At 70.3% G+C, this 19,135-nt stretch carries 17 protein-coding genes; 14 read left to right on the top strand and 3 right to left on the bottom strand.

From position 1 onward, the window contains the following. The 12 genes from ACLFOB_RS08415 to ACLFOB_RS08360 all read left to right on the top strand — a co-directional run. On the top strand, positions 1-2,306 hold a 2,306-nt coding region (locus ACLFOB_RS08415; RefSeq protein WP_410925786.1), incomplete at its 5' end, for an isoleucine--tRNA ligase. 321 nt (positions 2,307-2,627) lie between these two features. Continuing rightward, positions 2,628-3,497 carry a glutathione-dependent disulfide-bond oxidoreductase gene (yghU, locus tag ACLFOB_RS08410; protein ID WP_410925785.1) on the top strand — a complete coding sequence of 290 codons (870 nt, stop codon included), beginning with the start codon at positions 2,628-2,630 and terminating at the stop codon, positions 3,495-3,497. Further along, on the top strand, positions 3,494-3,736 hold the full coding sequence (locus tag ACLFOB_RS08405) for a DUF3253 domain-containing protein (RefSeq protein WP_410925784.1): 243 nt from the start codon (positions 3,494-3,496) through the stop codon (positions 3,734-3,736). Before yghU ends, ACLFOB_RS08405 begins: the two co-directional genes overlap by 4 nt. 194 nt (positions 3,737-3,930) lie before the next feature. Beyond that, the gene (locus tag ACLFOB_RS08400; protein WP_410915821.1) at positions 3,931-4,590 is read left to right on the top strand and encodes an ABC transporter ATP-binding protein; all 660 of its coding nucleotides are present in this window, start codon (positions 3,931-3,933) and stop codon (positions 4,588-4,590) included. Continuing rightward, positions 4,568-6,379, top strand: coding sequence for a capsule biosynthesis protein (locus ACLFOB_RS08395; RefSeq protein WP_410925783.1), 1,812 nt, complete (start codon positions 4,568-4,570; stop codon positions 6,377-6,379). Before ACLFOB_RS08400 ends, ACLFOB_RS08395 begins: the two co-directional genes overlap by 23 nt. Before the next feature lie 171 nt (positions 6,380-6,550). Then, on the top strand, positions 6,551-7,990 hold the full coding sequence (locus ACLFOB_RS08390; RefSeq protein WP_410925787.1) for a phosphomannomutase/phosphoglucomutase: 1,440 nt from the start codon (positions 6,551-6,553) through the stop codon (positions 7,988-7,990). Between the two features lie 270 nt (positions 7,991-8,260). Beyond that, positions 8,261-9,181 (top strand): manganese-dependent inorganic pyrophosphatase, encoded by a 921-nt coding sequence (locus ACLFOB_RS08385; protein WP_410925782.1) that lies wholly within the window; start codon positions 8,261-8,263, stop codon positions 9,179-9,181. Positions 9,182-9,251: 70 nt separating this feature from the next. After that, positions 9,252-10,127, top strand: a complete 876-nt coding sequence (locus ACLFOB_RS08380) for a TIGR01459 family HAD-type hydrolase (RefSeq protein WP_410925781.1) — start codon at positions 9,252-9,254, stop codon at positions 10,125-10,127. Between the two features lie 96 nt (positions 10,128-10,223). Then, positions 10,224-10,667: a MaoC family dehydratase gene (locus ACLFOB_RS08375; RefSeq protein WP_410925780.1), complete on the top strand. Its 444-nt coding sequence runs from the start codon at positions 10,224-10,226 to the stop codon at positions 10,665-10,667. A gap of 114 nt (positions 10,668-10,781) precedes the next feature. Beyond that, the gene (locus ACLFOB_RS08370; RefSeq protein WP_410918053.1) at positions 10,782-11,720 is read left to right on the top strand and encodes a bifunctional riboflavin kinase/FAD synthetase; all 939 of its coding nucleotides are present in this window, start codon (positions 10,782-10,784) and stop codon (positions 11,718-11,720) included. Continuing rightward, positions 11,717-12,190: a YcgN family cysteine cluster protein gene (locus ACLFOB_RS08365; RefSeq protein ID WP_410925779.1), complete on the top strand. Its 474-nt coding sequence runs from the start codon at positions 11,717-11,719 to the stop codon at positions 12,188-12,190. Before ACLFOB_RS08370 ends, ACLFOB_RS08365 begins: the two co-directional genes overlap by 4 nt. Next, complete coding sequence (locus tag ACLFOB_RS08360) at positions 12,190-13,236, top strand: threonine aldolase family protein (protein ID WP_410918051.1); 1,047 nt, start codon at positions 12,190-12,192, stop codon at positions 13,234-13,236. Before ACLFOB_RS08365 ends, ACLFOB_RS08360 begins: the two co-directional genes overlap by 1 nt. 585 nt (positions 13,237-13,821) lie before the next feature. Here ACLFOB_RS08360 and ACLFOB_RS08355 read toward each other — a convergent pair. Genes ACLFOB_RS08355 through ACLFOB_RS08345 form a run of 3 tightly spaced genes read right to left on the bottom strand, consistent with a single transcriptional unit; the run spans position 13,822 to position 16,705 of the window. Further along, positions 13,822-14,829, bottom strand: coding sequence for a YcjF family protein (locus ACLFOB_RS08355; protein WP_410918050.1), 1,008 nt, complete (start codon positions 14,827-14,829; stop codon positions 13,822-13,824). Next, the gene (locus ACLFOB_RS08350) at positions 14,826-15,290 is read right to left on the bottom strand and encodes a GNAT family N-acetyltransferase (protein ID WP_410918049.1); all 465 of its coding nucleotides are present in this window, start codon (positions 15,288-15,290) and stop codon (positions 14,826-14,828) included. Before ACLFOB_RS08350 ends, ACLFOB_RS08355 begins: the two co-directional genes overlap by 4 nt. Further along, positions 15,287-16,705, bottom strand: coding sequence for a YcjX family protein (locus ACLFOB_RS08345; RefSeq protein WP_410925778.1), 1,419 nt, complete (start codon positions 16,703-16,705; stop codon positions 15,287-15,289). Before ACLFOB_RS08345 ends, ACLFOB_RS08350 begins: the two co-directional genes overlap by 4 nt. A gap of 103 nt (positions 16,706-16,808) precedes the next feature. Here ACLFOB_RS08345 and truA point away from each other — a divergent pair, with 103 nt between their 5' ends. Together truA and ACLFOB_RS08335 are read left to right on the top strand one after the other, a co-directional pair. Beyond that, the gene (gene truA, locus ACLFOB_RS08340) at positions 16,809-17,576 is read left to right on the top strand and encodes a tRNA pseudouridine(38-40) synthase TruA (protein WP_410925777.1); all 768 of its coding nucleotides are present in this window, start codon (positions 16,809-16,811) and stop codon (positions 17,574-17,576) included. Positions 17,577-17,888: 312 nt separating this feature from the next. Continuing rightward, entirely contained in the window at positions 17,889-19,073 is a 1,185-nt protein-coding gene (locus ACLFOB_RS08335) for an aspartate aminotransferase family protein (protein ID WP_410925776.1), read from the top strand. Positions 19,074-19,135: the final 62 nt, after the last annotated feature.

Below are 19,135 nucleotides of genomic sequence, written 5' to 3'. Positions count from 1 at the left end.
TGGCCGAGGCGGAGGTCGAGTATCACGACCACAAGAGCCACACGATCTGGGTGCCCTTCGCGGTGCGCGACCGGGGGGGCGCGGCCGAGGATCTGGGCGCCGCGCGCGTCGTGATCTGGACCACCACGCCCTGGACCATCCCTTCCAACCGCGCGGTGGCCTACAACCCAGATGTCGCCTACGGCCTCTATCGGGTCGAGGCCACGCAGGAAGAGTGCTGGGCCTCTGCGGGCGATACATACATCCTCGCCGACGCGCTCGCCGAGGACACTCTCTCGCGCGCCCGGGTGACGGAGCACGCGCGCCTGCGGGACGTGAGCGCCGATGAACTCGGCGTTCTGACGCTCGCCCATCCCTTCGCCGGGCTCGACGGCGCGGGCGGTTTCTGGGACTACGACGTGCCGATGATCGCCGAGGACTACGTCACCGACGATCAGGGCACCGGCTTCGTGCACACCGCGCCGTCCCACGGCGCGGACGACTACGACGCCTTCGCGCGGCGCGGCTGGCTCGACCGGATGACGCATAACGTGGGCGAATCCAGCGAGTTTCGCGATCATGTCCCCTTCTTCGCGGGGCTGCGCGTCTTCGACGAGAAGGGCCGCGAGGGCAAGGCCAACGCCGCCGTCATCGACAGGCTGGTGGAGGCCGGCGGGCTGATCGCGCGGGGGCGGCAGAGCCACAGCTACCCGCATTCCTGGCGCTCGAAGGCGCCGGTGATCTTCCGCAACACGCCGCAGTGGTTCGCCGCCATCGACCGGCCCGTGGGCGACGGGCAGGACACCTATGGCAAGACGATCCGCGCCCGCGCGTTGACCTCGATCGACGAGCTGGTGCAGTGGACGCCGAAGACCGGGCGCAACCGTCTTTATTCGATGATCGAGACCCGCCCCGACTGGGTGCTCTCGCGGCAGCGGGCCTGGGGCGTGCCGCTGACGGTCTTCACGAAAAAGGGTGCGCTGCCCACCGATCCGGACTTCCTGCTGAAGGACGAGGCGGTCAACGCCCGCATCCTCGAGGCCTTCGAGGCCGAGGGCGCGGACGCCTGGTACAAGCCCGGCGCCAAGGAGCGGTTCCTGGGCGAGGATCACGACCCGGCCGAATGGGACAAGGTCGACGACATCCTCGACGTCTGGTTCGACAGTGGCTCGACCCATGCCTTCGTCCTGCGCGACCGGGAGGATGGCTCGGAGGACGGGCTGGCCGACCTCTACCTTGAAGGCACCGACCAGCACCGGGGGTGGTTCCATTCCTCGATGCTGCAGGCCTGTGGCACCATCGGCCGGGCCCCCTATCGCGGCGTGCTGACCCACGGGTTCACGCTGGACGAGAAGGGCAACAAGATGTCCAAGTCGCTCGGCAACACCGTGGCGCCCGAGGACGTCATCAAGCAGTACGGCGCCGACATCCTGCGCCTCTGGGTGGCGCAGTCGGACTACACGGGCGATCTGCGCATCGGGCCGGAGATCCTGAAGGGCGTGGCCGACAGCTACCGCCGGCTGCGCAACACCCTGCGCTTCCTGCTTGGCAACGTCGCGCATTTCTCGGAGGCCGACCGCACGGACCCGGCGGACATGCCGGAACTGGAACGCTGGGTGCTGCACCGGATGGCGGAACTCGACGCCACGGTGCGCGACGGCTACGCCGCCTACGACTTCCAGGGCGTGTTCCAGGCGGTGTTCAACTTCTGCACCGTGGACCTCTCGGCCTTCTATTTCGACATCCGCAAGGACGCGCTCTACTGCGACGGCGACACCGCGCGCAGGCGCGCGGCGCGCACGGTGCTGGACCTGCTCTTCCACCGGCTGACCACCTGGCTCGCGCCGGTGCTGGTGTTCACGATGGAGGAAGTCTGGCTGGAGCGGTTCCCGGGAGAGGACAGCTCAGTCCACCTGCAGGACATCCCCGAGACGCCGGAGGGGTGGCTGGACAGCGACCTCGCCGGCAGGATGGTCGCCGCGCGGACCGTGCGTCGGGTCGTCACCGCCGCGCTCGAGGTGAAGCGCACCGACAAGGAGATCGGCGCGAGCCTCGAGGCCGCACCGGTGGTGCACGTCGAGGATCAGGGGACGCTCGACATCCTCCGGCAGATGTCCTTCGCCGATCTCTGCGTGACGTCGGACATCTCGCTCACCGCCGACCCGATGCCGCAGGAGGCCTACCGCCTGCCCGAGGTGCCGCATGTCGGCGTGGTCTTCGAGCGCGCGGAGGGCGAGAAATGCCAGCGGTGCTGGAAGATCCTGCCAGACGTGGGGACGCACACGCATCCAGGCGTCTGCCGGCGCTGCGACGCGGCGCTGGGCTGAAGGTCGGATGCCTGCGGGCGCGGCCCGCGCCACCCTGTCGTCTTGGGTCGGCAACGCGGGCGCCGGCAGGCTTCCGGCCCGCCTCGACGCGCTCAAGACGCAGGGCGCGCGGTTTTGCCTGTCCGGCATGTCGGCCAGGGCGCGCTGCTGCGACGACGGCCTGCCGGATGGCGACCCGGTGCAACTCGCCATGCCATGGCAACCGGTGCGCCTCGGGCCCTTGCCGATGCGCCTTGCGGCCGAGCGGCGCGCGGCCCTGCCTTGGGTCTTGCGTCGTTTCGCATTAGGTAGCGGCGCGACTGCAGCAAGGGAGCGCGCCGGATGACCGAAGAGCAAGGCTATACACCCCCGAAGGTCTGGACCTGGGATCGGGAGAGCGGCGGGCGCTTCGCCTCGATCAACCGGCCCGTCGCGGGGCCCACCCACGACAAGCCGCTGCCGGTGGGCAGGCACCCCTTTCAGCTCTACAGCCTCGCCACGCCGAACGGCGTCAAGGTCACGGTGATGTTCGAGGAGCTTCTGGCCGCGGGGCACGACGCGGAATACGACGCCTGGCTCATCGACATCGGCGAGGGCGACCAGTTCGGCTCCGGCTTCGTGGAGATAAACCCGAACTCGAAGATCCCGGCGATGGTCGACCGCAGCGGGCCGGAGCCGGTGCGCGTCTTCGAATCGGGCGCGATCCTGCTGCATCTTGCGGAGAAGTTCGGCGCCTTTCTCGGCCAGCCGGAGGACCGGCCGGAGCTTCTGTCCTGGCTGATGTGGCAGATGGGCAGCGCGCCATACCTGGGCGGCGGCTTCGGGCATTTCTACGCCTATGCGCCCTATCCGATGGAATACCCGATCAACCGTTTCGCGATGGAGGCCAAGCGCCAGCTCGACGTGCTGAACCGGCATCTGGAGGGGCGCGACTGGATGGTGGGCGACGACATCACCATCGCCGACATGGCGATCTGCCCCTGGTACGGCCGTCTGGTGATGGGAGAGGCCTACGACGCGGGCGAGTTCCTCTCGGTGCACGAATACACCCACGTCATCCGCTGGGCCGAGCGTTTCTTCGCGCGACCGGCGGTGCAGCGTGGCAAGATGGTGAACCGGACTTTCGGACCGCTGGAGGAGCAGTTGCACGAGCGTCACGATGCCTCGGACTTCGAGACCCGGACGCAGGACAAGCTGTCAGAGGCGGAGTGACGTCGCCGTCCGACGCCAAGATCGCGGAGACGCTGATGGCGCTTGCCCGGGCGCGGGGACCGGGCAAGAGCTTCTGCCCGTCGGAGGCTGCGCGCGCGCTGGCAGAGGACTGGCGCGCGCTGATGCCGGAGGTCAGGCGGGTTGCGGCTGACCTGCCGCTGCGCGCAACGCAAAAGGGACAAAGTGTGGACCCGGTGACTGCGCACGGGCCGATCCGCTTGCATCTGGACGAGCCGTGACAGCCTGGTGGGGGCGTCTGTTCGGCAGCGAAGCGATTCGCGATCCGTCGTTTCCAGTCCTGCGACAATGCCGCCGGTGCTTGCCTGCGATGGCCCTCAGGCGACATAATGCCGCCCAATTCGGGAAGTAAGACCGCGTCAACCGCGCTAAGATAGACTCGGTTGCGCGGGCAATCCGCGTCCCGGGACAGGTGATGATCGAGTTCGACAACGTCAGCAAGTCCTTCTGGACCGGTAAACAGCGGAAGGTGATCCTGGACCGCGTGTCCTTCCGGGTGGAGCTTGGCCGGTCGCTGGGCGTGCTCGCCCCGAACGGGACCGGCAAGACGACGCTGATCAAGATGATGGCCGGTCTGGAAAAGCCCGACGAGGGCGAGGTGCGGCGCCAGTGCAAGGTGTCCTTTCCGCTGGGCTTCATGGGCGGCGTGATCTCGCGGCACTCGGCCCGCGAGAACGCCCGCTACATCGCGCAGCTCTACGGGCTGGACCCCGACTATGTGGAGGCGTTCTGCCGCTGGCTCTGCAATCTTGGCGAATATTTCGAGCAGCCGCTGGGAACGTATTCGTCGGGCATGAAGGCGCGTTTCACCTTCGCGCTGATGCTGGCGCTGGACTTCGACGTCTATCTGGTCGACGAGGGGATGCCGTCGTCGACGGATGCGGAGTTCAACCGCAAGGCCGGCGATCTGTTGCGCGAACGGCTGCGCACCACGACGCTGATCATCGTCTCGCACCAGCCCGAGGTGCTGGAGCGGTTCGCCGTGAACGCCGCGGTGCTGCTCGACGGCAAGCTGCACATGTTCGACACCCTCGAAGAGGCCCGTCAACTCTATGACTACCAGACCCAAGGCTAGGAAGTTCCGCATCCGCCGCCCCGCCGCGGCCGGCGCGCCGGCCGCGGCGGGCGACGAACCGCAGGGGACGGGCAGCGCGGCAGCGGGCAGCGCGGCGCCGGGTGTCACCGCGACCTCCGCCTCGGCGAATATTGCGGCCCTGCGCGCGGCTCTGGCCGGCACGCGGGCGGCCGGCGGGCAGCAGGCGACCCAGGAGACCGGACCCGCAGAAACGGAGGCCGAAGAGCGGACGACAGGGCAAACCGGGACGGGACAGCGCGATGCGGCGCGGACGGCGGCGGCGGCCGGCGGGGCGCGCAGCAGCCTCAGCGGGGTCGTCGAGAGCCCCGCCGAAGTGTCCGCGGCAGAGCAGATCGACGCGATCCGCCGCGAGGGCCTGACCGGGCGGCAACTGCGCATGGCGCGGCGCGTGGCGCAGCGCCACGGCATCGCCGCGACCTCCGATTTCGATGCCGTGCGCCAGTTGCGTGCGCGGGGCATCGATCCCTTCCAGCAGTCCGGGATGCTGGAACTGGTCGTGCCTTCCGAGCGGCGGACCGAGCCTGCGGAAACGGCCGCGCCGTCGGAGCGCCTGCCGCAGACCGTGCCGCGCCACCGGCCCGACGATCGGCTGCCCTCTACCGAAGTCAGCCCGGCAGAGCGCCGGGCAAGCGAGATCACGCGCATCCAGCGCGACATCGCGCGCCGCAGGCGGCGCAAGCTGGCCCTGCTGCTCACGCGGCTGGCGTTCTTCGTCTTTTTGCCGACGCTGCTGGCGGGCTACTACTTCTACGCAATCGCCACGCCGATGTATGCGACCAAGTCCGAGTTCCTGATCCTGAAGTCGGACGGCGGCGGCGGCGGGGCGATGGGCGGGCTGCTGTCGGGAACCCAGTTCGCCACGAACCAGGATTCGATCGCCGTGCAGTCCTACCTCGAATCGAAGGATGCCATGGTGCGCCTCGATGAGGACGAAGGGTTTCGCGACCATTTCTCGCAACCCTGGATCGACCCGATCCAGCGGCTCGAGCCGGATGCCTCGACCGAGGACGCCTACAGCCTATACAGCCGCAATGTCCAGCTGGGCTACGACCCGACCGAGGGCGTGATCCGGATGGAGGTGACGGCGGCCGACGCGGAGGTCGCGACGCGTTTCTCCGAGGCGCTGCTCACCTACGCGGAGGAACGCGTGGACAGCCTCTCGCAGCGCAAGCGCGAAAACCAGGTGGTCGGCGCAGAACAGGCGCTGGCCGATGCGGAGGCCGCGAGGCGCGAGGCGCAGGCGGCGCTGGTGACACTGCAGCAGGAGGGCGCGGTCCTCGACCCCGAGGGCCGGATCGCCGCCCTGCGCAGCCAGATCAACAACATCGAGATGCAGATCCAGGAAAAGCAGCTGGAACTGGCCGCGCTGGAAGACAACCTGCGGCCCAACGCCGCCCGGCTCGAGGGGGTGCGCGGCGACATCCGCCGCCTCGAGACGCTGCTCGGACGGGTCAACGCGCAGATGACCGAGGCCACGACCTCGCAGGGGTCGCTTGCAGAACTGGCCTCGCAGATCCAGCTGGCTCAGGCGGATGTGGCGACGCGCGACCTGATGCTTCAGTCCGCGCTCGAATCGCTGGAACAGGCTCGCCGCGATGCCAGCTCGCAGACCCGCTACCTGACCACCTCCGTGCGCCCTCTGCCGCCCGAGGATCCGAGTTATCCGAAGGCCTTCGAGAACACGGTCTTGGCCTTCCTGATCTTTTCCGGCATCTACCTGATGATCTCGCTGACTGCGTCGATCCTGCGCGAACAGGTTTCGTCCTGACGCCCCGGGCCGGCCTCGCAGCAGAGCACCTTTGATCCCGGCCGTGTCGCGCGGTCCCTCCCGTGCCGCGCAGGCGCGGTCCGCGCAGCAACCGATTTGAGGAAAAATCCATTGACCAAGCGCCCCCATCCCGAAAGCCGTCCGAACACCTGGGAATTCCTGTCGGAGCCGATGATCGCGCCCACGGGCTTTCGCGAATACGACGCGCGCTGGCGTTACCCCGAAGAGATCAACCTGCCCGGCATGACGGCGCTGGGCCTGGGCCTTGGCACGCAGATGCAGCGCCGCGGCATCCGCCCCGAGATCGCGGTGGGCAACGATTACCGGGACTATTCGCTGGCGATAAAGCAGGCGCTGGTCCTCGGGCTCGTGCAGGCCGGCATCCGGGTGAAGGACATCGGCCCCGCACTCTCGCCAATGGCGTATTTCGCGCAGTTCCACCTCGACGCGCCGGCGGTGGCGATGGTCACCGCCAGCCACAACCCGAACGGCTGGACGGGCGTGAAGATGGGGTTCGAGCGTCCTTTGACGCATGGCCCCGACGAGATGGCCGAGCTGCGCGACATCGTGCTGGAGGGCCGCGGCGAACGCCGCGACGGCGGCGGCTGGGATTTCGTGGAGGGGGTGCGCGACGCCTATCTCGACGACCTCGCAGGCGATTTCCGCATGTCGCGCAGACTGCGCGTGGTCTGTGCCACCGGAAACGGCACCGCCGGCGCCTTCGCCCCCGCGCTGCTGGAGCGGATCGGCGTCGAGGTCATCCCGCTGCACACCGGGCTCGACTACAGCTTCCCCAACTACAACCCCAACCCCGAGGCCATGGAGATGCTGCACGACATGGCCCGCGTGGTGCGCGAGACGGGCGCCGACCTCGCGCTGGGCTTCGACGGCGACGGCGACCGCTGCGGCGTGGTGGACGACGAAGGTCAGGAGATCTTCGCCGACAAGGTGGGCGTCATCATGGCCCGCGACCTGGGCAAGCTCTATCCCAACTCCACCTTCGTCGCGGACGTGAAATCCACCGGCCTCTTCGCCTCGGACCCCGAGTTGCAGAAGCTGGGCGTGAAGGCCGACTACTGGAAGACCGGGCACAGCCACATGAAGCGGCGCGTCAAGGAGATCGGCGCGCTGGCCGGGTTCGAGAAGTCGGGGCACTACTTCCTGGCCGAGCCGGTGGGGCGCGGCTACGACGACGGGATGCGCGTGGCGGTGGAAATCTGCCGCATCCTCGACCGCAACCCCGACAGCGCCATGTCGGACCTGCGCAAGGCGCTGCCGCGCACCTGGTCCACGCCGACCATGTCGCCGTTCTGCGGCGACACCGAGAAATACGACGTCCTGGCGCGCATCGTCGGCCGGCTGGAGGCCAAGGCCGAGGCGGGCGAGACGGTGGGCGGGCGCGCGATCGACCGGGTGGTGACGGTGAACGGCGCGCGCGTGATCCTCGACAACGGCGCCTGGGGGCTTGTCCGGGCGAGTTCCAACACCCCGAACCTCGTGGTGGTCTGCGAAAGCCCCGAGAGCGAGGCCGAGATGCGCGCGATCTTCGCCGACATCGACGCGGTGATCCGCACCGAGCCGTCGGTGGGCGACTACGACCAGAGGATATGAGCGGGGCGCGGGAACGCGCTTGCAAAGCGCGTTCAAGGCGTTTGCAAACGCCTTGGCCCGCTCCGCGGCACCGGGTGGGCCCGCGCGGGCGGCCAGGGGGCGCTGCCCCCTCGGCCCGTTCCGGGCCTCACCCCCGGGGTATTTCCGGCAAGAGGAAGGACCGGGCCGTTGCGCCCGCGATGCTGCAATGCAGCGAAGGCCCCGTGACAAGGTCGTGCGGCGCCCCTATAAGGCGCGCGACATAGCCACCCAAACGACGGACGCCCTTCCATGACGCTGCAGGTTTTTGGCCACAAGGCCCCCGACACCGACTCCACCGGCTCGCCCATCATCTGGGCCTGGTATCTTTCGGAGGTGAAGGGCGAGGCGGCCGAGCCGGTGCTTCTGGGCGCGCCCAACACCGAGGCGGCCTTCGTGCTGCAGCGCTGGGGGCTCGACCGCCCGCGCATCGCGGAGAGCATCGCCGACGGCACACCGGTGGTGATCGTGGATACCAACAACCCCGCCGAACTGCCGGAGAACGTCAACGCGCTGGATATCAGGGCGATCATCGACCACCACAAGCTGACGGGGGGCATCGAGACGAAGGCGCCGATCGACATCACCGTGCGCCCGCTGGCCTGCACCGCGACCGTCATGCACGACCTGATGGGCGCGGACGCCGCGAAGATGCCCGAGCGGATCAAGGGCGCGATGCTGTCCTGCATCCTGTCGGACACGCTGGAGTTCCGCAGCCCGACGACCACCGACAAGGACCGCGCGGTGGCAGAAAGTCTTGCCGCGGAACTCGCCGTCTCGATCCCGGACTATGCGGCCGAGATGTTCGCGGCGAAATCCGACGTCTCGGCCTTTTCCGAGGCGGAACTTCTGCGCATGGACTCGAAGGCCTACGAGGTGGGCGGCACGAAGTTCCGCGTGAGCGTGCTGGAGACGACGAGCCCCGAGCAGGTGCTGTCGCGCAAGGATGCGCTGATCGCGGCCATGCCGCAGGTCGCCCGGGAGGACGGCGTCGACCAGGTGCTGCTCTTCGTGGTGGACATCCTGCGTGAGCAGGCCACGCTGCTGGTTCCGAACGAGCTTGTGAAGCGGGTGGCCGAGAAAAGCTTTGGCGCGACGGTCGAGGGCGACACGGTGGTGCTTCCGGGCGTGATGAGCCGCAAGAAGCAGATCATCCCGAACCTCGCGGCCTGACGCCGGGCAGGCCAAGGGGAACAGTTCGGGGCGCCCGGTGTGGCGCCCCCTGTCATGCCGGAGGGGCACCGTGACCCAGATCATAGACTCGCTGGACGAAATCGCGGCGCGCTACGACGCGCTTCTGGTCGATCTCTGGGGCTGCGTGCACGACGGCGTGCGCGCGCTGCCCGAGGCGGTGGCGGCCCTGCAGCGTTACCGCGCAGAGCGAGGCGGCGCGGTGGTGCTGGTCACCAACTCGCCCAAGCCCCGTGCAGGCGTCGAGCGACAGCTCGACCGGCTGGGCGTGCCGCGCGATGCCTGGGATGCCATGGCCACGTCGGGTGACAGCGCGCGGGCGGCGATGTTTCGGGGCGCGGTGGGCCAGCGTGTCTATTTCATCGGGCAGGAGCACGATCTCGGCTTCTTCGAGCCGCTCAGGCTGCTCGACGACCCGCTGGAGATCGCGCGCGTGCCGCTGCGCGAGGCGGAAGGCATCGTCTGCACCGGGCCCTTCGACCCGATGGCCGACCCTTCGGTTCTGCGGCCCGATCTGCTCTATGCAAAGACGCAGGGACTGAAGCTGCTCTGCGCGAACCCCGACATCGTCGTGGACCGGGGAGACGTGCGCGAGTGGTGCGCGGGGGCGGTGGCCGCGCTCTACACCGAGATGGGGGGCGAGAGCCTCTATTTCGGCAAGCCGCATCCGCCGATCTACGATCTCGCCTATCGTCGGCTCGCGGCGCTCGAGCGCGACGTGCCGCGCGAGGCGATGCTGGCCATTGGCGACGGCACGCGCACCGACATTGCCGGCGCGATGGGGGAAGGGATCGATTCGCTCTACATCTCCGGCGGGCTCGCGCGGCTGGAGACAGGCACCGCCCGGCAGCCCGATCCCGAGCGGCTTTCGGCATGGTTGTCGGCGGAAAAGGTGTCGCCGCAATACGCCATCGGCGCGCTGCGCTGAAATCGCCTCTTGCCTTTCTGCGGGAGCAAAGTAATTAAGTTGCCGCAAGGGGTGCTCATGCGCCCGAAAATTGCGTGAGGCTTTCGGGAGGTGGAGATGCTGGACAACATGCCGCGCGGCACGATCTGCATCGAGGACATCGAGATGGGGATGACCCGGCATCTCCGGAAAGAGGTGACCGACGAGGACATCGAGATGTTCGCGCAGGTCTCGACCGACCGGAATCCGGTGCATCTGGACGACGATTATGCCCGCGACACGATCTTCGAGGGGCGTATCGCGCACGGGATGCTGACCGCCGGGCTGATCTCTGCCGTGATCGGCGAGCAGCTGCCGGGCCACGGCACCGTCTACATGGGGCAGACGCTGAAGTTCCTGGCGCCTGTCCGCCCCGGCGACATGGTGACGGCCGAGGTCGAGGTCACGGGCATCGAGCACGCCAAGCGGCGCGTGACGCTGGACTGCCGCTGCCTCGTGAACGGCAAGAAGGTGCTGATCGGCGAGGCCGTGGTGCTGGCACCCTCGCGCAAGTTCGACTGAACCGGGCGCTCATCGGCCCCTTGCGGGGCCTCTTCGCGAGAAGCGCCCGGAAGGGCGCGCCGAGCCGGCGGCCCGGCTTGCGCCCTGCGGCGGGCGGCGCTAGGTGCCTGTCCCATGCAAATCGTGCGCGATCATCAGTTCACGACGCCCCGGGATCGCGGCGCGGCGGCCGCCATCGGCAATTTCGACGGCGTGCACCTTGGCCACATGGCGGTGATCGACCTGACCCGGGGCAGGGCCGCGGAGATCGGCGCGCCGCTTGGCGTCGTGACCTTCGAGCCGCATCCGCGCGAGTATTTCGCGCCCGCCGCGCGGCCCTTCCGCCTGACCGGACCCGAGGCGCGGGCCAACCGGCTGGCCAAGCTGGGCGTGGACATCCTCTATCAGCTCAACTTCAACGCCGCGATGGCCGCGCTCACGCCAGAGGGCTTCGCGGCGGAGGTGCTGCGCGACGGGCTTGGGCTGCGTCATGCGGTCGTGGGCAGCGATTTCTGTTTCGGCAAGGACCGAGCGGGCAACGTGCAGGACCTGAAACGCTTCGGCGCCGCGATGGGCTTCGGCGTCACGGTGGCAGACATGGTGACGGCGGGCGAGACGCGGGTTTCCTCCACCGCGATCCGACAGGCACTGTCGGAGGGACGGCCGCGTGACGCCAAGGCGCTGCTGGGGCACTGGCACCGGATCGAGGGGCCTGTGATCGGCGGCGAGCAGCGCGGGCGCGACCTTGGCTATCCCACCGCCAACATGTCGATCGACGGGCTGCACCCGCCGCGGTTCGGGGTCTATGCCGTGCTGGTCGACGTGCTCGACGGGCCGCACGCGGGCGCCTATCACGGCGCCGCCTCGCTGGGCGTTCGGCCGATGTTCGGTGAGAATCGCGCGAACCTTGAAACCTACCTCTTCGACTTCGCGGGCGATCTCTACGGCGCGCATCTGTCGGTGGCGCTGGTGGAGTTCCTGCGGCCCGAGGAGAAGTTCGCCAGCATCGAGGCGCTGATCGCCCGGATGGAGGCCGATTGCGCCCGTGCCCGTGCGGTTCTGGAGGCGCTGTGAGCCGTGATCCGATCGACCGCACGGGCCTTGCGCCGCGCTACTGGGCAGAGAAGCGCCTGGACGAGATGAACCGCGCCGAGTGGGAGGCGCTGTGCGACGGCTGCGGCAAGTGCTGCATGAACAAGCTGGAGGACGAGGAGACGGGCGAGGTCTGGCTGACGCGCGTGGCCTGCCGCCTCTTCGACGATTCGACCTGCCGCTGCGGGCAATACGCGATCCGCCACCGGTTCGTGCCCGAATGCATCGTGCTGACGCCCGCGACGATTCCGGACAACCTCTACTGGCTGCCCGCAACCTGCGCCTATCGGCTGCTCCACGAGGGGCGGCCGCTGTACGACTGGCACCCGCTGATCTCGGGCGACCCGCAGACGGTGCATCGCGCGGGCGTGTCGATGCAGGGCCGCACCGTCCCCGAGTTCGAGATCGACGAAGACGACTGGGAAGACCACCTGATCGAGGAGCCCCGCTGATGCAGTTCGCCTCCGACAACGCCGGCCCCGCGCACCCCGCGGTGCTGGAGGCCATGACAGCCGCGAACGACGGCTACGCCAGCCCCTACGGCGCCGACGAGGTCACGGCCCGCGTGACCGCCCGGCTGCGAGAGATCTTCGAGGCGCCTGAGGCCGCGGTGCACCTGGTGGCCACCGGTACGGCGGCGAACGCGCTGGCGCTGGCCACGCTCGCGCAGCCGTGGCAGGCGATCTTCTGCACGCCGGTTGCGCATGTCCAAGAGGACGAGTGCAACGCGCCCGAGTTCTACTCGGGCGGCGCGAAGCTCGCGCTGGTGGGAGAGAGCGACCGCATGCAGGCAGACGACCTGCGCGCCGCCATCGCGGCGGAGGAAAGCCGCGGCGTGCACGGGCCGCAGCGCGGGCCGGTCTCGATCACCCAGGCGACGGAGCGCGGCGGCGTCTATTCGGTGGACGAGATCGCGGCGCTGGCAGGGGTCGCGCATGATTACGGGCTGAAGCTGCACCTCGACGGCGCACGCTTCGCCAACGCGCTGGTCGCGCTCAACGCGCGCCCGGCCGAGATGACATGGAAGGCGGGCGTGGACGCGGTGAGCTTCGGCGCCTCGAAGAACGGCTGCCCCGGGGTCGAGGCGGTGATCCTCTTCGATCCGTCGGCCGCGTGGGAATTCGAGCTCAGGCGCAAGCGGGGCGGGCACCTCTTTTCCAAGCACCGCTACCTTGCCGCGCAGATGGAGGGGTATCTGGCAGACGGCCTCTGGCTGGAGAGCGCGCGCCGCGCGAACGCCGCCTGCGCGCGGCTGGCCGATGGCCTGCGCGATCTGCCGGGGGTCGAGTTCCTGCAGGAGCCGCGCGCCAACATGCTCTTCGCGCGGATGCCACGCGCGATGCACCGGCGGCTGCACGAGGCGGGCGCGCGCTACTATGTCTGGGAGGGCACGCTGGAGGGCGACGATCCCGACGAGCCGCTCACCGCGCGACTGGTCTGCGACTGGGCGCTGCCCGAGGCCGAGATCGACCGTTTCACGGAGGTCGCGCGCGGCTAGGCCGAGCTGACGAGCGTGCCGACGAAATGGGCGCTTCCCGCCGCCCGTGCCGCCGATCGCCAGCCTTGCCGGCGCGCACCACGTCGGCGGTGTCCTTCCGGCCGGTCGCCTGCGTGGATCGGCACCCGAGGTCGAGCGTGCGCCAAGCCCGGTGGTGACGCTACAGACCCGCCCTCGCTCGGCCATCGCACGCCCGATCGCTGCCCGGCTCGCGCGCAGTCGTTCGATCCCCTCGGGCGCAAGGCTGACGCGACCAGTTGCGGGACGGTGAGCGCGGCGCCGTCGGGCCGGACGGCGTCAGTCATCGCGACATAGCAGCGACAGCGGGAAGCCCCTACCGCGCGCCGTTTCCGGGATCGCGGCGCCAAGCGCGATGCCGCCCGTGGACATGCCGCGGTGCGGCAAGAGGCTGATCCAGCCGGGTGTCTCGCGGCCACGGTTTCCCCTGTCCGGCGGCAGCGCCACTCGCCGGCTGTCGGCGCGTGACCGCAAGCCTTGAGGGCGGGCGCCGGGCAAGGGCCTTGGAAGGCCCTTGCAAGCGGTTTGCAAACCGCTTGCGCCGCGCAGAGACCGCGGTGGCGGCGCTCAGCCCTTGCCACCTCCGAAGAGCCCGGTGAGCGCGCGGTGCACGATGCCCGAGACCGAGGGGCGCGGCGCCGCGCGGAAGGGCAGGGGGCGGCAGACCTCCATCGCGGCGATGCCCACCCGCGCGGTCAGCGCGCCGTTCACCACACCCTCGCCGAAACGGCGCGACACGCGCGACAGAAGGCCCCCGCCCGCCACCGAATGGATCAGGTCGTCGCCCACCGCCACCGCGCCGGTGGCCACCAGATGCGTGAAGACCGCCCGCACCAGCCGCAGGCTGCCCAGCGTGCCGGAGCGCCCGCCGTAGATCTCGGCGATGCGGCGGATCATCCGGATGTTCGCGGTGAGCGCGCCGACCACATCGGCCAGCGCCAGCGGTACCAGCGCGGTGATCGTCGCGACCTGCCGCGCGGCGGATTCCACCTCGGTTCGCGCGCGGGCGTCGAGCGGCGCCAGCAGTTCCCGCTCTGCAAGCGCCAGCAGCGCCTCGGCGTCGAACTGCTCGGCCTTGCGTTCGTCCAGCCGGGCGCGGCCCCAGTCCGTCTCCGGTCGGCGGGCATAAAGCGCGTCGAGCCGCGCCACCAGCCGGCGCGCGCCCTCGAGGTCGGCGTCGGCATGAGCCGCGTCGGCCGCGCGGTGCAGCGCGTCGATCCGCGCGAGCCGCGCGAAGGCGGCAAGCTCCTTCACCGCGATGGCCAGCATCACGACGAGGAAGGCCGCGAAAAGCGCGGTCACTCCCCAGCCCAGGAGCGGCTGACGCTCGATCAGCGAGGTGGCGAAATCCCAGGCGGCGATCGAGACCAACGTGGCCAGCAGCGCCCCCAGCAGGCCCCAGAACCACCGAGCAAGACGCGAGGGCCGCGCCGCGGCCAGCGCCGCGGCCTGCTGCATCGCCCGCCCCTCTGGCGGCTCGGCGTCGGGCACTGGCGGCGCCTCTGCCGGAGAGCTGCGCGCGGCCTCCTCCTCGCCCTCGATCTCGATCAGAACGGGCCCCTGCCGCTCGGTCATCCCGCACCCTCCCGCGTGTCCTGCCAGTCCATGCGCAGGTCCGGCAGTCCCTCGTCGTTGTCGCGACCGTCGCCGCGGCCCGCCTCGGTAAAGCCCTCGCGGCGGTAGAAGCGGAGCGCCCCGGCATTCGCCTCGAAGGTGCGCAGCGTCAGTGCCGGGCTCGCGGCCTTCGCATGGTCGAGCAGCGCGCGGCCCACGCCGCGCCGGCGCGCGTCCTCCGCCACGTAGAGCGCGTGGATGAAGGCGCCCTCACGCGCGATGAAGCCCAGCGCGCGTCCCTCCGTCTCGGCCAGGGTCACCCAGCCCGCGTCGATCATTCGCCCGCAGAAGGCCACCGTCTCGGCCCCTGTCCACAGCCGTGGCATCCAGGGCGTGCTCCGGGCGAAGCCGTGCAGAATCTCGCCCAGCGCACCCGCGTCGAGCGGCGTGGCGGGGCGCAGGTGAAGCGGGAGCGCGCTCACAGCCGGTTTCCGATCAGGAACTGCGTCGCACGGTCGAGGCGGATGTGCGGCGGCCCCTCGCCGGCGCGCAGCGTGAGCGGCGCGGGCGCGAAGCGCATCACCTCGTAGTCGGCGTCGAGCCAGCGTTCGGCGCCGCCCTCGGCGGCCGCGAGCAGCTGGGCGGGATCCTCCGGCAACGCGCCGGGGTAGAAGGCAGCCTGCCGCCCGTCCAGCAGCCGCCCCCGGACAAGGTCCAGCCGCCGGCCGCCATGCTCGCGCGTCTCCTCGGTCGTGGCGCGCAGCGCCGCGATCGCCATCGCGCGCGTCTCGGCGCCGGCATATTGCGCCCGGTCGCGGGCCTGCCGCAGCAGCGCCTCCATGAAGCCGGTGAGGCGGGGGTGTTGCGTGTGATGCAGGTGATCTGCCTTGGTCGCCGCGAAGAGGATGCGCTCGACCCGCCGACCGCGCAGGACCTGCGAGAGAAAGCCGTTCTGCCCTGGCCGGAAGGCGCTCAGGACGTCCGACATGGTGCGCGACAGATCCGCCACCGCGGCCGGCCCGTGATGGATCGCGCCCAGGGCGTCCACCAGCACCACCTGCCGGTCGATCCGGGCAAAATGGTCGCGGAAGAAGGGGCGCACGATGCGCGCCTTGTAGGCCTCGTAGCGCCGCGCCATCTCGCGCCAGAGGCCCCGGCGCGGCGGGTTGCCCTCGCGCGGGAGCGGCGCGAAGGTCAGCGCCGGCGAGCCCGCCATCTCGCCCGGCATCAGGAAGCGCCCCGGCGAGGTGTCCGACAGGCCGGCGTCGCGCATCGCCCGCAGGGCGGCAGTGTAGCCGGCCGTCAGCGCCTGCGCCTCCGGCTCGGTCCAGCCGGACTTGCCCTGCGCCGCCCGCGCGGCGTCCAGATAGGCCGCCGCCTCGGGCTCGGGGCGGCTCTCGAGCCGCATCAGCATCCCCTCGGCCCAGGTGGCGTAGTCCCGTTCCATAAGCCCGAGGTCGAGCAGCCATTCGCCGGGATAGTCCACGATGTCGAGATGCACGACCCGCGGCCCCTGCAAGCCCGCGAGCAGGCCGGTGGAGCGCACGCGCAGCGACAGGCGCAGCTGGCTCACCGCACGTGTGCCGTCGGGCCAGTGCGGCTCGGCCGCGGTCAGCGCGGCGAGGTGACGCTCGTAGTCGAAGCGCGGTACCGCGTCGTCGGGCTGCGGCTGCAGGTAGGCGGCCTCGACCCGGCCCTCGGCGGCAGCCACCAGGCCGGGCATTCGTCCCCGGTCCATCAGGTTGGCCACCAGCGAGGTGATGAAGACGGTCTTGCCCGCCCGCGACAGGCCGGTGACGCCCAGCCGGATCACCGGCTCGAAGAAGGCCCCGCCGATCGTGTCCCCGACCCGTCCGACCCCGCGGACCAGTCCCTCGGCAATCGTGCCTATGACCAAATCGGGCTCCTTTCGATGGCGCGGCCAAGATAGGCGTGCGGCCAGCGGGATGCCAGAGGGGCGGGGATTGCCGGGGGCGCCGCCCGGCGCTAAGGCGCTGGCCATGGCCCGCTACGCGCTGAAGATCGAGTATCACGGCGGCCCCTTCGCCGGCTGGCAGCGGCAGGCGGGCCTGCCCACCGTGCAGGGCGCGCTCGAGGCGGCGCTTGCGCGGCTCGGGGATGGCCCCTTCGCGGTCGCCGCGGCCGGCCGCACGGATGCGGGCGTGCACGCGCTGGGGCAGGTGGCGCAGGCCGACATGGCGCGCGACTGGGACCCCTTCCGCCTGTCGGAGGCGCTCAATCACCATCTCAGGCCGCAGCCGGTGGCCGTGGTGGCCTGCGCGCGGGTGGCAGAGGGCTGGCACGCGCGCTTTTCTGCGGTCGAGCGACGCTATCTCTTCCGCCTGCTGATGCGCCGCGCCCCTGCGACCCATGCCGCGGGCCTCGTCTGGCAGGTGCCGCGCGCACTCGATCCACTAGCGATGCGCGAGGCGGCCGCGCATCTCGTCGGGAGGCACGACTTCACCACCTTCCGCGCCGCGCTCTGCCAGGCGAAGATCCCGGTCAGGACGCTGGACGAGCTGTCGATCGAGGAGGTGGCGGGCCTCTGGGGGCCGGAGCTGTGGATCCGCGCCCGCGCGCGGTCCTTCCTGCACAATCAGGTCCGCTCGATCGTCGGCACGCTGGAGCGCGTGGGTGCCGGCGCCTGGACGCCCGACCGTGTTCGCGCGGCGCTCGTCGCGCGCGACCGCGCCCGCTGCGGCCCTGTCGCCCCACCCGGCGGGCTCTACCTCGCGGAGGTGCGCTATCCGGAGGACCCCTTCGTGTGACGCTCTTCGGCGCTCGCGGGGCGCATTGCCGGGTTCGGGCACCGGTGCCGGTAATTCCCGAAAGCGCAGGACCTGCGCGCTGGTGCGCAGCAGCCTCCCGTTCCCGCGATTCCCAAGGCGCGAGAAACCGCTTCCCAAGGTGCAAGGCGCGCGCTACACGGTGGCCCATGACGAGCCCGGTTCCCTTCGCCGCACCCCGACGCCGACGCGCCTGACGCCGGCCGCCGCGCGACGACCCGCGCACCCCTTCCCCGACGTTGACTTGGCCCAGCCCCTCGGGCACTCAAGGGCTTGCCTTACGAGGACAGACGCATGATCCCTCCCGTTCTGCCGACCTACAACCGCGCGCCGCTGACCTTCGTGAAGGGCGAAGGCGCCTGGCTGACCGAGGCGGACGGGCGACGTTTCCTCGACCTTGGCGCCGGCATCGCGGTCAACGCGCTGGGTCACGCGCACCCCGCCCTGGTCGCGGCGCTGACGGAACAGGCGGAGAAGCTCTGGCACGTCTCCAACCTCTACCGCATCCCCGAGCAGGAGGCGCTGGCAGAACGGCTGGTGGCCGAAACCTTCGCCGACACGGTGTTCTTCACCAATTCGGGCACCGAGTCGCTGGAACTCGCCGTCAAGATGGCGCGCAGGCACTGGCACGCGGCAGGCGCGCCGCGCCACGAGATCGTCTGCTTCGAGGGCGCGTTTCACGGCCGCTCGACCGCCGCCATCGCGGCCGCCGGATCGGAGAAGATGACCGCCGGCTTCGGCCCGCTGATGCCCGGCTTCGTGCATGTCCCCTGGGGCGATCAGGAGGCCCTGCGCGCCGCCGTGACCGAGCGCACCGCCGCCGTGCTGATCGAGCCGGTGCAGGGCGAGGGCGGCATCCGCGTGCTGCCCGAAGAGTCCCTGAAGGGCCTGCGCGACCTCTGCAACCAGATGGGCGCGCTTCTGATCCTCGACGAGGTGCAATGCGGCATGGGGCGGACCGGGCGCCTTTTCGCGCACGAATGGGCGGGCGTGGCGCCCGACATCATGATGGTCGCCAAGGGCATCGGCGGGGGCTTCCCGCTGGGCGGGGTGCTCGCAACCGAAGGCGCGGCCGCCGCGATGACCGCCGGCACCCACGGCTCGACCTACGGCGGCAACCCGCTGGCCTGCGCCGTGGGCCTCAAGGTGATGGAGATCGTGGCCGAGGAGGCCTTCCTCGCGCAGGTGCGCGCCACCGCCGGCCAGCTTCGGCAGGGGCTCGAACGCCTCGTCGCGGCGCACGGGGATGTCTTCGAGCAGGTGCGCGGCACCGGCCTCATGCTGGGCCTGAAATGCCGCCTGCCCGCGGCGGAGTTCGTGACGTCGTGCTTCGCCGAAGAGGTCATCACCGTGCCCGCAGCCGACAATGTCGTGCGCCTGCTGCCGCCGCTCACGCTGACGCGAGAGGAGGTGCAGGAGGCGCTGCGTCGCCTCGACCGGGCCGCCGAAGCCGCCCGCGCCGCCGCGAGGGCCGCCTGACCCGGTCCTTCCTCTTGCCAGAAATACCCCGGGGGAGTCGGCGCAGCCGACGGGGGCAGCGC

The organism is Rhodosalinus sp., assembly GCF_046542825.1.
GTDB lineage: Bacteria > Pseudomonadota > Alphaproteobacteria > Rhodobacterales > Rhodobacteraceae > Rhodosalinus.
This window is presented reverse-complemented; position numbering and strand designations above follow the sequence as displayed.

Excerpts from the sequence above, each read along its gene's own strand:
- yghU (WP_410925785.1), top strand. The coding sequence starts at position 2,628 with ATGACCGAAGAGCAAGGCTATACACCCCCGAAGGTCTGGACCTGGGAT.
- ACLFOB_RS08400 (WP_410915821.1), top strand. The coding sequence starts at position 3,931 with ATGATCGAGTTCGACAACGTCAGCAAGTCCTTCTGGACCGGTAAACAG.
- ACLFOB_RS08395 (WP_410925783.1), top strand. The coding sequence starts at position 4,568 with ATGACTACCAGACCCAAGGCTAGGAAGTTCCGCATCCGCCGCCCCGCC.
- ACLFOB_RS08390 (WP_410925787.1), top strand. The coding sequence starts at position 6,551 with ATGATCGCGCCCACGGGCTTTCGCGAATACGACGCGCGCTGGCGTTAC.
- ACLFOB_RS08385 (WP_410925782.1), top strand. The coding sequence starts at position 8,261 with ATGACGCTGCAGGTTTTTGGCCACAAGGCCCCCGACACCGACTCCACC.
- ACLFOB_RS08375 (WP_410925780.1), top strand. The coding sequence starts at position 10,224 with ATGCTGGACAACATGCCGCGCGGCACGATCTGCATCGAGGACATCGAG.
- ACLFOB_RS08370 (WP_410918053.1), top strand. The coding sequence starts at position 10,782 with ATGCAAATCGTGCGCGATCATCAGTTCACGACGCCCCGGGATCGCGGC.
- ACLFOB_RS08360 (WP_410918051.1), top strand. The coding sequence starts at position 12,190 with ATGCAGTTCGCCTCCGACAACGCCGGCCCCGCGCACCCCGCGGTGCTG.
- ACLFOB_RS08355 (WP_410918050.1), bottom strand. The coding sequence starts at position 14,829 with ATGACCGAGCGGCAGGGGCCCGTTCTGATCGAGATCGAGGGCGAGGAG.
- truA (WP_410925777.1), top strand. The coding sequence starts at position 16,809 with ATGGCCCGCTACGCGCTGAAGATCGAGTATCACGGCGGCCCCTTCGCC.
- ACLFOB_RS08335 (WP_410925776.1), top strand. The coding sequence starts at position 17,889 with ATGATCCCTCCCGTTCTGCCGACCTACAACCGCGCGCCGCTGACCTTC.